Origin of the sequence: Nakamurella multipartita DSM 44233, from assembly GCF_000024365.1 — a bacterium.
In the GTDB taxonomy this organism is placed as follows: Bacteria; Actinomycetota; Actinomycetes; order Mycobacteriales; family Nakamurellaceae; genus Nakamurella; species Nakamurella multipartita.
The window spans coordinates 4293344-4306459 of record NC_013235.1; the positions used below are offsets into that span (position 1 = coordinate 4293344).

The 13116-nt window shown below is 71.7% G+C and carries 14 protein-coding genes; 5 read left to right on the plus strand and 9 right to left on the minus strand.

The window, feature by feature from the left end; genetic code table 11:
* Positions 1-22: 22 nt before the first annotated feature.
* The 3 genes from NAMU_RS19255 to tatA all read right to left on the minus strand — a co-directional run bounded on the left by NAMU_RS19255 (position 23) and on the right by tatA (position 1669).
* Positions 23-364, minus strand: coding sequence for a Sec-independent protein translocase family protein (locus NAMU_RS19255; protein WP_015749011.1), 342 nt, complete (start codon positions 362-364; stop codon positions 23-25).
* A gap of 33 nt (positions 365-397) precedes the next feature.
* Positions 398-1294, minus strand: coding sequence for a twin-arginine translocase subunit TatC (gene tatC / locus NAMU_RS19260; protein ID WP_245544826.1), 897 nt, complete (start codon positions 1292-1294; stop codon positions 398-400).
* A 78-nt stretch (positions 1295-1372) separates the two neighbouring features.
* The gene (tatA, locus tag NAMU_RS19265) at positions 1373-1669 is read right to left on the minus strand and encodes a Sec-independent protein translocase subunit TatA (RefSeq protein WP_015749013.1); all 297 of its coding nucleotides are present in this window, start codon (positions 1667-1669) and stop codon (positions 1373-1375) included.
* A gap of 516 nt (positions 1670-2185) precedes the next feature.
* Here tatA and NAMU_RS19270 point away from each other — a divergent pair.
* Positions 2186-2854 (plus strand): 4'-phosphopantetheinyl transferase family protein, encoded by a 669-nt coding sequence (locus NAMU_RS19270; RefSeq protein WP_015749014.1) that lies wholly within the window; start codon positions 2186-2188, stop codon positions 2852-2854.
* A 13-nt stretch (positions 2855-2867) separates the two neighbouring features.
* Here NAMU_RS19270 and NAMU_RS29460 read toward each other — a convergent pair whose 3' ends face one another.
* A complete protein-coding gene (locus NAMU_RS29460; RefSeq protein ID WP_138180345.1) occupies positions 2868-3575 on the minus strand; it encodes a hypothetical protein in 708 nt (235 codons plus the stop codon).
* A 211-nt stretch (positions 3576-3786) separates the two neighbouring features.
* On the opposite strand from NAMU_RS29460, the gene ppk2 reads away from it, so the two are divergent.
* Positions 3787-4686, plus strand: a complete 900-nt coding sequence (gene ppk2, locus NAMU_RS19285; RefSeq protein ID WP_015749016.1) for a polyphosphate kinase 2 — start codon at positions 3787-3789, stop codon at positions 4684-4686.
* Positions 4687-4717: 31 nt separating this feature from the next.
* On the opposite strand, the gene NAMU_RS19290 is transcribed toward ppk2, so the two are convergent.
* Positions 4718-6046, minus strand: coding sequence for a M23 family metallopeptidase (locus tag NAMU_RS19290; RefSeq protein ID WP_015749017.1), 1329 nt, complete (start codon positions 6044-6046; stop codon positions 4718-4720).
* Between the two features lie 100 nt (positions 6047-6146).
* Here NAMU_RS19290 and mftG point away from each other — a divergent pair, with 100 nt between their 5' ends.
* Both mftG and NAMU_RS19300 read left to right on the plus strand, forming a co-directional pair.
* Positions 6147-7685 carry a mycofactocin dehydrogenase MftG gene (mftG, locus tag NAMU_RS19295; protein ID WP_015749018.1) on the plus strand — a complete coding sequence of 513 codons (1539 nt, stop codon included), beginning with the start codon at positions 6147-6149 and terminating at the stop codon, positions 7683-7685.
* Positions 7686-7801: 116 nt separating this feature from the next.
* Positions 7802-9355 (plus strand): IS1182-like element ISNml3 family transposase, encoded by a 1554-nt coding sequence (locus tag NAMU_RS19300; RefSeq protein WP_015749019.1) that lies wholly within the window; start codon positions 7802-7804, stop codon positions 9353-9355.
* A 181-nt stretch (positions 9356-9536) separates the two neighbouring features.
* On the opposite strand, the gene NAMU_RS19305 is transcribed toward NAMU_RS19300, so the two are convergent.
* A complete protein-coding gene (locus tag NAMU_RS19305) occupies positions 9537-10976 on the minus strand; it encodes a 6-phospho-beta-glucosidase (RefSeq protein ID WP_015749020.1) in 1440 nt (479 codons plus the stop codon).
* A gap of 90 nt (positions 10977-11066) precedes the next feature.
* On the opposite strand from NAMU_RS19305, the gene NAMU_RS19310 reads away from it, so the two are divergent.
* Positions 11067-11366 (plus strand): hypothetical protein, encoded by a 300-nt coding sequence (locus NAMU_RS19310; RefSeq protein ID WP_015749021.1) that lies wholly within the window; start codon positions 11067-11069, stop codon positions 11364-11366.
* A gap of 25 nt (positions 11367-11391) precedes the next feature.
* Here NAMU_RS19310 and NAMU_RS19315 read toward each other — a convergent pair whose 3' ends face one another.
* The 3 genes from NAMU_RS19315 to NAMU_RS19325 form a co-directional block, all read right to left on the minus strand.
* A complete protein-coding gene (locus NAMU_RS19315; RefSeq protein ID WP_015749022.1) occupies positions 11392-11586 on the minus strand; it encodes a helix-turn-helix transcriptional regulator in 195 nt (64 codons plus the stop codon).
* Positions 11583-12005, minus strand: a complete 423-nt coding sequence (locus NAMU_RS27650; protein WP_015749023.1) for a hypothetical protein — start codon at positions 12003-12005, stop codon at positions 11583-11585. Before NAMU_RS27650 ends, NAMU_RS19315 begins: the two co-directional genes overlap by 4 nt.
* A gap of 79 nt (positions 12006-12084) precedes the next feature.
* Positions 12085-12990, minus strand: a complete 906-nt coding sequence (locus tag NAMU_RS19325; protein ID WP_015749024.1) for a universal stress protein — start codon at positions 12988-12990, stop codon at positions 12085-12087.
* Positions 12991-13116 lie beyond the last annotated feature (126 nt).

Here is a 13116-nt window from a genome sequence, read left to right on the forward strand (position 1 = left end):
GATACCGATGGCCTTTTCGCCATCAAGGGGACGCGGCGCCCCGATCGGTGCGGCCGGTGCCGGTGGCCGACTCCGCCGCCGCCGGATCGGAGGTGGTCATCGAGGCCAGCACCCGCTGCGGATGCAGCGCGCGCAGCTCCGAGATCCCGGCCAGATCCTGCAGTTCGGCCAGCTGCTGACGGAGTTGGGCGATCTCGGAGGTGAACTGGCCCAGGGTGTCGGCCTGCGCCCCGGCGACCAGCGCGCGCAGCTTGCGCACCGCAGTCAACGCGCCGGCGATCGCGGTCGGGATCCGTTCGGGACCGAGCACGAAGACCGCGACGAGCAGGATGATGCCGATCTGACCCCACGACAGCCCGAACATGATGTGGATTTCCGTTTCTCGAGGAGAGCGAGGTCAGACCGGGGTGCCGGGCCGGAGCCGGCTGGGTTCGTCGTCGGGCCGGGCCGGTTGGGCGGCGCCGCGGCGGGCCAGACGGCGGTCATGCATCCGGGTGACCTGGACGGCCACCTCGTAGAGCAGGACCAGGGCGGCCGCCAGAGCGCCCATGGTGATCGGGTCGTTGCCCGGCACGACGAGCCCGGCGAACACGACCAGGCCGAAGATCGCATACCGCCGGGCGGTGGCCAGCCGCTCACCGGTGAGCACCCCCGCGAGGTTGAGCATGATCAACAGCAGTGGCAGCTCGAAGGACACCCCGAAGATGATCAGCATGGCGATCAGGAACGAGAAGTAGCTCTCCGGCGACAGCGCCGCGACGGTGGCGTCCCCACCGAAACCGAGCAGGACCGTCAGCCCCTCCCGGATGACCAGGTAGGCCAGCCCGGCGCCGGCGCCGAACAGCAGCCCCCCGCTCACGCCGAAGACGATCGCGTAGCGGCGCTCCCGGGCGTGCAGCGCCGGGGCGACGAACGCCCACAGCTGATGCAGCCAGACCGGCGCGGTGAGCACGGTGGCCGCGATCAGCGCGGATTTCAGTTGCAGTTCCACCGCCGAGAACGGCCCGGTGGCCAGCAGCTGGCAGCCGCTGCCGTCGCCGAACGTCACCCGGCTCTCGGCCGGGACCGCGCAGTAGGGGCCGGTCAGGATGTCCCCCAGGCTGGGCAACCCGATCGCCGGGATGCCGCGGGCGAACCACGCGAAGCCGACCGCCGTGCCGGCCATCAGGGCCAGGGTGGCCAGGAACAGCCGCCGGCGCAATTCGTGCAGGTGGTCCAGCAGGGCCATGGAACCGTCGGCCGGCGGGCGCGGGCGGCGGCCGGGCAACCGGAGCCGGATGGCGCGAACGGACACCACTGGTGGGCAGCCTTCCGGGATCGGAGGGGTCGACGATCGGGCGGCCCGGTGGCCAGCCGACCACCGGGCCCGAGGTCAGCGGGGCGCCGGCGCGGCGACCGGGCCGGCGGCGGGTTCCGGGGCGGCCGGCACCGGCGTGGACGCCACGGTGAGCGGGGCCGCGGCGACCGGGGTCCCGGCCGCCGGGGCGGCGCCGGACGCCGGGCCCACCTCGCCGGCGGCCTCGTCCTCGTGCATGGCCGAGACCTCGGACTTCAGGATGCGCAGCGACCGGCCGACCCCACGGGCCGCGTCGGGCAGCCTCTTGGCCCCGAACAGCACGACGAACGCGCCGCCGATGATCAACCAATGCCACCAGGACAATCCACCCATGATGATCTACCTCCAGAAGGTTTGCGACGGCTCGACTGTCGAGCCGTCGGGAAAGATGGGGACGCGACAATCAGCTGCCGGAGCCGGGCGATCCCGTTCGTATCGGCGACCTGCCCACCGCTCAGGTAGTTCTCGCTCTCCAGGCCCTCGGAATACAAGGAGTACTTGCCGTCCCGGTCGCCGGGCCGGACGGAAACGGCGGCCCCGGAGTACGGCACCTGCTGGCCGTCCTGGACGGTGGCCAGGTTCAGGCGCAGGGTCATTGGCACGCCCGCCGCGGTCGTGGAGCCCACAGCCGCGGACGTCGAACGACAGTCCCTGGTGGGTCGGACGGCTGGGGGCAGACAAGAACTCTCCTCGGATCGGTGGGTCGACGGGCCGGACCGGTGCGGCTCGTGGTGCGGTAAAACCGACTCTGGTTGAGCCACCCAGCCAGGACCTGTTCGGCGGCTGTAGGAATCCTGTGGACCGCACCGGCCCGGACCGGTCGGGCCGGTCGCGGCCTACGCTGACCCGGTGCCCGGCCTTGCGACGCTCCTGCCGGCCGGGGTGGCCGTGGCCCACTGCCGGGGCGACGAGCTGCCCGACGGCGACCTGGGCCTGTACCCCAGTGAGGAATCGATCGTGGCGCGGGCGGTGGACAAGCGGCGGCGCGAGTTCGTCGTGGCCCGGGCCTGCGCCCGGCAGGCCCTGCGCCGGCTCGGCGCACCGGCCGGTGCGATCCCCAAAGGTTCGGCGGGCGAACCGCAATGGCCGCCGGGCGTGGTCGGCAGCATCACCCACTGCGCCGGCTACACCGGCGCCGCCGTCGCCTGCCGCAGCGACATGCTCGCCATCGGCGTCGACGCCGAACCGAACGAGCCGTTGCCCGATGGCGTGCTGCGGCTGACCGCGGCGGCCGGTGAGCGGGCCCAGCTGGACTCGCTGGCCGCGCAGGACCCGGCGGTGCACTGGGGGCGGCTGCTGTTCTGCGCCAAGGAAGCCCTGTTCAAGGCCTGGTACCCGGTGCAGCAGCAGTGGCTCGGATTCGCCGACGCCACGATCCGGCTGGAGCCGGCCGGGACGTTCCGGGCCCGGCTCACGGCGCCGACCCCCGACGCCGGCCGCTTCGCCGACTGCCCGGGGCGCTGGAGCCTGGACGGTGGGGTGCTGCTGGCCGCGCTCTGGCTACCGGCCGACGAGTGAGGTCGCGGCGCGCTCAGCCGGCCGGAATCACGGAGCAGACGGCCGGATCGGTGATCCACCCCTGCTCGCAGCCGTGCACGACGACGACCTGAGCGATTGTCGGCGGCTGCGCGGACGGCAGCCCCAGCACCGCCCCGACCCGGGCCAACTCGGTGATGCGGGCGTCGTTGTCCAGCGCCATCAGCTGCTCGTAGTCGACCTTGGACGCCCAGAACTCGGCGATGTTGGCGGCGCACTCGGCGCGCACTTGCTCGTCCGGCAGCGGCTCCTGGCCGGCATTCTCCCGGTGCATCTCGATGTCCGGGCTGCAGATCGGGCCGGACCACCAGCCCTGGGACTGGGCGGTGGCCAGCTCGGCGTCGGCCTGGGCCAGCGCCGCCTGCAAGGTCGCCCAATCCTCATCCGCACTGCTGGAGGAGGCCGCGGATTCCGTGGTCGCGGCCGGCGGCTCGGTGACCGGCGCCGCGGACTCCGCGTCCGTCGTGTTCGGCGCCGGTGAGCTGGTCGTGGCCATGGTGGTGGCGGCGGTGGACGTGGCCGGCGCCCTCGAAAGAGTGGTCGAGGCGGCCGGCGACGAGGCGCCGGCCCCCGACGACGAGGCTGATGCGGTGCCAACGGTCGTGCCGCTGCTCGCACCGGAGGTCGCACAACCCCCGAGCGTCAGCGCGGCCAGCAGCGCGGCGCCGGCGAACGCGGCCGATCGGGTTCGAGTTGCTCGCACGGACGGCACCCCCATTTGTGCGTCGGTCTTGCGCTTCGGTCACTCTCTTGGCCCACCCTAACTGTCGATGCGACAATTCCGCTGGAGCGACAGAGCTGACCGGGGCCGGTCCCGCTCGCGCCGATGGCCACGTCATGACGGCCCGGGAAACCGGCGATGAACGCCCGGCCCCGGCTGGTGGGAGTGGCCGCCGGCGGTCGATACTGAGCCGGTGCTGATCCGGGAGAATTTCCGCGAGTACCTCGACCACCTGCTCAACGACGGGTACACCGTTCGCCACGACGAGCACGGCTCCGACCCCGACCTGATCGACCCGGGCGGCAACCCGATCGTCACCTGGCAGGAGGAGTACCCCTACCCGGAGCGGCTGGACCGGGAGATCTACGAGCAGGAGAAGTACCAGCTCCAGATCGAGCTGCTCAAGTTCCAGTACTGGACCCAGGACACCGGCGGCAAGCACGTCATCCTGTTCGAGGGCCGGGACGCGGCCGGCAAGGGTGGCACCATCAAGCGGTTCATGGAGCACCTGAACCCGCGCGCGGCCCGGGTGGTGGCGCTGAACAAGCCCACCGAGACCGAACTGGGCCAGTGGTACTTCCACCGCTACATCACCCACCTGCCCACCGCCGGCGAGATCGTGCTGTTCGACCGGTCCTGGTACAACCGGGCCGGCGTGGAGCGGGTGATGGGCTTCGCCAGCGAGAAGGACTACCGGATCTTCCTGCGGCAGGCCCCGCTGTTCGAGGAGATGCTGATCGAGAGCGGCTTCTCGCTGACCAAGCTGTGGTTCTCGGTCACCCAGGCCGAGCAGCGCACCCGATTCGCGATCCGGCAGATCGACCCGGTCCGGCGCTGGAAGCTCTCCCCGATGGACATCGAGTCGCTGGACCGGTGGGACGCCTACACCGAGGCCAAGGAGGCCATGGTGCTGGCCACCGACACCGACGAGGCGCCCTGGATGTCGATCAAGAGCAACGACAAGAAGCGGGCGCGGATCAACGCGATGCGCTTTTTCCTCAACCAGTTCGACTACGAGGACAAGGACACCTCGGTCGTCTACCCGGCCGATCCGAAGATCGTCAAGCGGGCCCGGGTGCAGATCAAGGACTGATCGGCACCACCGGGCCCGCCGACCCCGGGCCTCAGCCGGTCGGGGCCGGGAAGTCGACCAGATCAAGGTACAGCGGCAGATCGTCGGTGCGCGGCCCGGACGCCGCGCCGGGCGCCAGGGTCAGCGCGCCGCCGGTGAACAGCGGCAGCAGCGCATCGTCGCCGGTGGCCCGGCCGACCAGCTGGAACGAGCTGAACCGGTACGGCAACCCGTTGCTGGCCAACGGATCCGGGCCGTCCATCACGTGGAAGTGCAGGTGCGGGGAGTCGGTGTTGCCGGTGTTGCCCAGCTTGCCGATCGCACCGCCGGTGGCGACCTGCTGGCCGACCTGCAAGGCGTCCATGCTGCCCGGTTCCAGGTGCGCGTAGAAGGCGTAGTAGATCTCGCCGCCCTGGGTGAAGCGCTGCACCACGTAGTTGCCGCCGTACTGGGTCACCTGCAGCGATCCCACCGCCGGTGACGAACCCGGCGTCTGCGTCACCTCGCCGTCGTGCACGGCCACGATCTCGCCGTCGGCCACCGCGGTGATCGGGGCGCCGTAGTACGGGTAACTGGACAGGGAGGTCGGATCGCCGACGAGCAACCGGCCCTGCGCGTCCAGCTGCACCCAGTCGACGCCGAACCGCTCGGCGAAGTAGAACTGCCCGTCGACCGGGTTGGCCGCCCCGCGGTGCGGGGTCACCTCGTCGCAGCATCCGTTGCCGTCGAACCAGTTGTCGCCCTGCAGCGGCGGGGCGATCACCGGAGCCGGCTTGGACCGCACCGGGGTCGGCGCGATGGTCTCGGTGGACGAGGGGGCGATCAACGCGTTCGGCGGGTTGGCGTAGCTGAGCTCGAGCTCGTGCACCAGGGCGTGCGGCACCGCCTGGGTCGGGTCGAAAGAGGGCGAGAGCCAGATGAACCCGTGTTGCCCACCGTTGAGGGTGGCCTCGGTCGGCGCCGTCGTGGCGGCCCCGGCGCCGGTCGCCTTGAACGTCGACAGCAGTGCGGCGCCGGAGCGTTCCTGGACCACCTCACCGGTGTCGGCGTCGCGCACGCGCACGCCCTTGATCACCACGGGGGCCCCGGCGGCGTTCACGATCGACAGCTCGTAGGCCAGGTACACGTTGCCGTCGCTGCCCATCACCGGAGCCGGTTCGGTGGTCACGGTGCCGACCACCGGGGTCAGCTCGGCCTCCGCCGGCGAGACCACCGGCGCCGCCGAAGATGTCGTCAACGATGTGGCCGTGGCGGCGGCCGAGCCGCCCTCGTCGTGACTGGAGCCGGAACCGGATTCGGTCCCGGAGGTGCAACCGGCCACCAGCGCGACGGACGCGGCGGCGGACAGCGCGAGCAGCAGGCGTCGCGGCAGGAGGGACATCGGGGCGCCTTTCAGGTCGGTGGGTGAGGCGTTAGCATCCCCCGACACGCCGCGGCCCGCGATTCGGGGTGGCGGACCGGGCCGGGCAGCGGAGGCGGCGGTGCACACGTTCGACCTGATCGTCGTCGGCGCCGGGGCCGGTGGTGCGGTCGTCGCCGCCCGGGCCAGCGAGGACCCGGACCGCCGGGTGCTGCTGTTGGAGGCCGGGGACTGCCCGGGCTCCCCGGCCGAGTTCCCGCCCGAACTGCTGGACGCCGCCGTGGTGCCGGGGGCCCAGCCGGCGGCCGGACGGCACTGGCGGTACCCGGTGCGGCTGGCCGGCGACGGGGTCGGCGACATCTTCCGGGGCCGGTTCCTGGGCGGCAGTACCGCGACCAACGGCGGTTACTTCATGCGGGCGCGGCAGGAGGACTTCGCGGCCTGGGCGGCGGCCGGCAACCCCGCCTGGGCCTACGAGCGGGTACTACCGTTCCTGCGGGGACTGGAACGGGACCTGGACTACGGCGCGACCGACCTGCACGGCGGGTCCGGGCCGGTGCCGGTGCAGCGTCCGGCCCTGACCGGGCCTCTCGCGGCCGCCTTCGCCCAGGCCGCCGCCGAGCTCGGCTTCCCGGCCGAACCGGACAAGAACGCCCAGAACGCACCGGGTTTCGGCCCCGTCCCGCGGAACGTGGAGCACGGCCGGCGGTGGAACACCGGCCTGGCCTACGTGCTGCCGGCGATCGGCCGGCCGAATCTGACGGTGCGCGGCGGGGCCACGGTGGGCCGGCTCCGGGTGCGCGGCGGCCGGGCGGTCGGCGTGGAGCTGCACGCCGGCGGGGCCACCGAGGTGATCGACGCGGGCGGCGTCGTGGTCTGCGCCGGCGCCCTGAACACCCCGGCGCTGCTGCTGCGGTCCGGGATCGGTCCGGCCGCCCCGCTGCGCGCGCTGGGCATCGAGGTGCTGGTGGACCTGCCGGCCGTCGGCCGGCGGTTCAGCGACCACCCGCAGGTCGTCCTGAACTGGGTGCCCCGCGACTACCGGGGTCGCGGCGCGGACAGCTGGATCAGCGGCGTCCTGAACGCCCGGTCGGCCGGCGGTCCGGCCGCGGGCGACCTGCAGGTGCTGCCCGCACACGTGCCGATGAGCGTGCTGACCGGGGGCGTCGCCGGGCCGGCCCCGGCGCTGCCGGTGCTGATCTCGGCGATGGGCGCGCAGCCGACCGGGCGGCTGCAGCTGGTGGATGCCGACCCCGACGTCCCGCCGGACCTGCGCTACGGCTACCTGTCCACGGCCACCGGCCGGGCCCGGCTGCGCGAAGGCGTCCGGCTGGCCCTGGAGCTGGTCAGCACCAAGGCCTTCGCCGATCTGACCGCCGGCGCACCCGATCTGGACCGGCGGACGGCCGCCGACGACGACGCCCTGGACGGCTGGATCCGCGGCCGGCTGGGCACCTCGCTGCACACCTGCGGCACCGCCCCGATGGGCTCGCCCGACGACCCGGACACGGCGGTGGACCAGACCGGCCGGGTGCACGGCATCGCCGGGTTGCGCCTCGCCGACACCTCGATCCTGCCGGCCGCCCCGCTGCGCGGACCGGCCAACACCGCGGTGCTGATCGGTGAGATCGTCGCGCACGCCCTGCGCTCGGGCGGCTGAGCCGGCTGAGCCGGCGGGGCCACCCTCGAGCACCGCAGGAGCGGACCGGCTAGGACGCTCCTGAATTATCCGTATGTCGGCCCCTGTTGATCTTGTGGGTTCGGGATGATCTTGGTGTGCAGGGTCGGTCGCGGGATCAGCGTGAGTTGTTGGATGCCGAGTCGGTAGTCGGTGGGCTGCTCAAGCCGGGCAGCGTGTTCGCGTTTCTGGCCGCGCACCGGCGGGAGGTGTTCCCGGACGGCATGTTCGCGGATCTGTTTCCGTCGGGTCGGGGCCGCCCGTCAGTGCCGGCCGACGTGATGGCCTCGGTGATCGTGTTGCAGTCGTTGCACGGCCTGTCCGACGCGGACACGGTGGACTCGGTGACGTTCGATCTGCGGTGGAAGGCAGCGTGCGGGTTACCGGTGACCGCTGCGGCGTTCCATGCCACGACATTGACGTACTGGCGGCGTCGGCTGGCCGCTTCGCAGTCGCCGAACCGGATCTTCGACGCGGTCCGCCAGGTCGTGGACCAGACCGGGGTGCTGGCTGGAAAGAGCAGGCGAGCGTTGGATTCCACGATCCTGGACGACGCGGTCGCCACCCAGGACACGGTCACCCAGTTGATCGCGGCGATCCGCCGGGTCCGCCGCGAGGTACCCGGCGCCGCCGAGGTCGTCGGCGAGCACTGCTCGGCTCACGACTATGACGACCCGGGCAAACCGGCGATCGCCTGGAACGATCAGCAGGCCCGCGAGGCCCTTGTCGATGCGCTGGTCACCGACGCGCATCGGGTGCTGGGACACCTGCCCGACCAGGAGCTCGGACCGAAGGCGGCGGACGCGGTCGCCCTCTTGGCGTTGGTCGCCGGGCAGGACGTGGAACCGGTCGAGGGCTCGGACGGCACCGACGGACGGTGGCGGATCGCGCAGCGGGTCGCCCCGGACCGGGTGATCTCCACCGTGGACCCGGAGGCGCGGCACGCCCACAAGACCGTCCACCGGCGGCAGGACGGGTTCAAGGCACACATCGCGGTCGAACCCGACACCGGTCTGGTCACCGCCTGCGCGGTGACCATGGCCAGCGGACGCGGCAACAGCGACGCCGAGGTTGGACCCACCTTGCTGGCACAGGAGACCGAAAAGCTGCACGTGCTGGCCGATTCGGCGTACGGATCGGGATCCGCGCGGGCCGAACTGGACCATGCCGGGCACATCGCGTTGATCAAGCCGTTCCCGCTGCGGTCGGCCGTGCCGGGCGGGTTCACCCTGGACGACTTCACCGTCGACCCCGAGGCCAGGACGGCCACCTGCCCGAACGGGGTGACCCGGTCGATCACCGCGCAATGGTCCGTCACCTTCGGAGCGGCTTGCCGCGGCTGCCCGCTCCGGGCCCAATGCACGACCAGCGACGCCGGTCGATCGCTGAAGCTGACCGAGTACGAAAGCCTGCTCAGGGCGGCCCGTCGACAAGCGGAAACCGAGGACTTCCAACAGGTCTACCGACGGCACCGGCCGATGGTCGAACGATCGATCTCCTGGCTGGTCCGCGGCAACCGCAAAGTCCGCTACCGCGGCGTCGCCAAGAACGACCACTGGTGGCACCACCGCGCCGCTGCGATCAACCTCAGGCGAATGCTCACCCTCGGGCTGACGCGGGTGAGCGGGACGTGGACCATTGCACCGGCCTGACCGGCCGGCACGAGACCTCACCGGGCCGTGAGCAACGGCCCGTCCCTCCGATCAGTCAGGAGAATCATCCAGGGCCGGGCGACGACTCAGGACCACGCCTGACAGCCCGATCACGCGCGAACGCTCCCACTGTCCCAAAGCGAACTCCCGAACCCACAAGTGACCGTTATTCAGGAGCGTCCTAGAGCGCGGCGCCGTTGGCGGCGATGACGTCCCGGTACCAGCCGAAGGACCGCTTGCGGGTCCGGGCCAGCGTGCCGTGGCCCTCGTTGTCCCGGTCGACGTGGATCATCCCGTACCGCTTGCGCATCTCCCCCGTCGTGAACGAGACGAGATCGATGATGCCCCAGGGGGTGTAGCCGATCAGGTCGACGCCGTCCTGGTCGATCGCGTCCCGCATCGCCTCGATGTGCGCGCGCAGGTAGTCGATCCGCTCGGCGTCGTCGATGGTGCCGTCGTCGGCGACCACATCGACCGCGCCGAAACCGTTCTCGACGATGAACAACGGTAGCTGGTAGCGCTCGGACAGGGTGTTCAGCGTGTACCGCAGGCCGACCGGGTCGATCTGCCAGCCCCAGTCGCTGGCCGTCAGGTACGGGTTGGGCACCCCGTTGGGCAGGGTGAAATCGACCGACTCGCCGGTGTTCTCGTTCACCGCGTCAGCCTTGACCACGGTGGACATGTAGTAGCTGAAGCCCAGGTAGTCGACCGTGCCGGCGGCCAGGATCTGCGCGTCCTGCGGATCCATCGCGATCCGGTAGCCCTCGCGCTCGAACTCCTTGAGCGCGTAGGCCGGGTAGGCGCCGCGCACCTGCACGTCGGGGAAGAAGAACCGCTGCCGCATCGCGATCTGGGCGGCCATCACGTCCTGCGGGTCGCAGGAGAACGGGTAGATCGGCACGTGCGAGACCATCGCCCCGATCTGCAGGTCGGGGTCGATCGCATGCCCGATGGCGACCGCCCTGGCGCTGGCCAGCAGCTCGTGGTGGGCGGTCTGGAACATCACCTCGCGGGCGTTCTCCTCCGGTCCGACCAGCACTCCGGAGTTGGTCCACAGGAACAGCCAGTTGTCGGTGTCCATCTGGTTGTTGATCTCGTTGAAGGTCATCCAGTACCGGACCTTGTGCCGGTACCGGCGAAAGCACACCTCGGCGAACCGGGCGAACAGCTCGACCAGGGCGCGGTTGCGAAAGCCCCCGTACTCGCGGGCCAGGTGCAGCGGCAACTCGAAGTGCGACAGGGTGATGACCGGGGCGATGCCGTGCGCGATCAGCTCGTCGAACACGGCGTCGTAGAAGGCCAGACCCTCCTCGTTGGGCTCGGTCTCGTCCCCGCGGGGGAAGATCCGGGCCCAGGAGATGGACGTGCGAAAGCAGCGCAGTCCGAGCTCGGCGAACAGCGCGATGTCCGAACGGAACCGGTGGTAGAAGTCGATCGCCTCGTGGTTGGGGTAGAACGTGCCCGGCTCGACGGAGTCGGTCAGCCGGCGGGGCACGCCGTGCGCGCCGGCGGTCAGCACGTCGACGACGTTCGGTCCCTTGCCGCCGGCGTCCCAGCCGCCCTCGAACTGGTGCGCCGCCACCGCGCCGCCCCACAGGAACCCCTCGGGAAATCCGCTCACGGACCTCGTCTCCTCTGCGTCGCGGGCCGGCCGATCCACGCTAGCGGACACCTGGACGGCCCACCCGGTGATCGGCGCTAGCCTCGACCGGTGGCCCGCCGACCCCGTAAGCGCTCCCCCGCCGCCGAGCACGTCCCGCTCGACGTCGCCGCCCTGACCCGCGGCTGGGCCCGCACCGAGACCGGCGCCGGTGGCCGGGAATGGATGGTGCGCAGCGTCGGCGGGGCGGAGAAGGCCTACCGCTGCCCGGGGTGCCAGCAGCTCATCCGGCCGGGCCTGGCCCACCTGGTGGTCTGGCCGGCCGACCACCTCTTCGGCGAGCAGGCCGGGCTGGGTGATCGCCGGCACTGGCACACCCCGTGCTGGCGGGGCCGGTCCGGCCGGGCCTGAGACCCCGGGCGAGCCGGGCGCCGGCTCAGCCGTCGGGATCGAAGACCTCCTCGATCGCCCGGTCGAACAGCCGGGCGATCCGGAAGGCCAACGGCAAGCTGGGGTCGTACTTGCCGGTCTCCAGCGCGTTGACGGTCTGCCGGGAGACCTCCAGCCGATCGGCCAGTGCGCCCTGCGTCCAGCCCTTTGCCTCCCGCAACGACCGCAGGGAGTTCTTCACCCGCGGCGGGCGACCACGATGGCGGTCACCCCCCACCCGGCCATCCCGGCCCCGAAGATGATCCAGCCGCCGGCCCGGGTCGACAGCCCGGCGCTCTGCAGCAGGCCGACGGTGATGGCCGCGCCCATCGCCACCGCGAACCCCACCCCGAACGCCTGCAGGTTCAGCCGCTGCTGGTAGTCGTCGAGCCGGCGCACGTGCCGGATCACCGCGACGGCGACCCCGATCAGCGGCAGCACCGGCAGCACCGCCCAGACGAACCGCCAGGGCGAGCTGCCGTCGAGGTCGCCGAAGGTGAGCACGAGCACGATGACGACGCAGTAGGCCAGCATCGCCGGGATGAACTCCCGCACATAGGCCCTGGCCTTGGCCCGGTCCCCGTCGCTGCGATCCGACTTGTCAAGGTTGCTTGTCATCATTGGTCAAGCGTGCTTGACAGAGCGACCGTTGTCAAGGGTGCTTGTCAGCCGCCGCGGCCGGCCGGAGAGTGCCAGCCGGTCACCGGCCGTCGTCCAGGCGGACCACCGCCACCGGGCTGCCGGAATGCACGATCAGGTGCTGGCTGGTCGAGCCGAGCAGACCGCCGACGACACGGTTGCGTCCCCGGCTGCCCACGACCACCAGCTGCGCCTTCTTGCTCAGCCGCTCCAGCCCGTCGGCCGCCCGTTCAGTGAGCAGGGTGGTCTCGACCGGTACATCCGGGTAGCGCTCGCGCCAGCCGGCCAGCCGCTCGGCCAGCACCACGCGCTCGATCTGCTTCAGGTCGCTGACCGTCAGCCGGCCGGCGGGGATGGTGACGCCCTCGGGGTCGAAGGCCTGCTCGGTGTCCCAGGCATGCACCGCGAGCAGCGAGGTGCCGCGGACGGCCGCCGCCTCGAACGCGAAGGCCAGGGCCTGCTCGCTGATGGGCGAGCCGTCGACGCCGACCACCACCGGTCCCCGCGGATCGACCGGGTCGGTGCCGGGACGGACGACGACCACCGGGACGTGCGCCCGGGCGGTGACCCCGAAGGCGACCGAACCCATGGTCACGTGACTGAGCCGGCCGGATCCGCGGGTCGCCACGACGAGCATCAGGGCGTGCGCGGACTCGTGCAGCAGCAACGGGATCGGCTGCTCGTAGGCGACCAGCCCGGTGACCCGCAGGCCGGGATGGGCGGTGGTGAGCTCGGTCTGGATCTGCCGGTGCAGATCCTTGAGGGTGTCCTGGTGCGCGATGGACGGCACGACATCGGCCACCCCGGTGGCCAGCCGGTTCGGGTAGGCCGAGACCAGGTGCAGCACGGCGTGCCGCTGGGCCGCCTCGCGGGCCGCCCACTGGGCGGCGACCCGGGCGCCCTCGGACTCGTCGATGCCGACGACGATGCGGTTGGTGGACCGTTGTTGGACGTCGATCTCGTTCATGTCAGCTCCTCTGGTGGCGCCCTCACGATCGCGGATCATCGCGTGCGCGGGCCAGGGCCGAAGGTCCCGCCCCGGCCCGCCGCCCTGCCACCCCGCGGGGGAAGCACCCGCCTTGCCCGCCGCCCC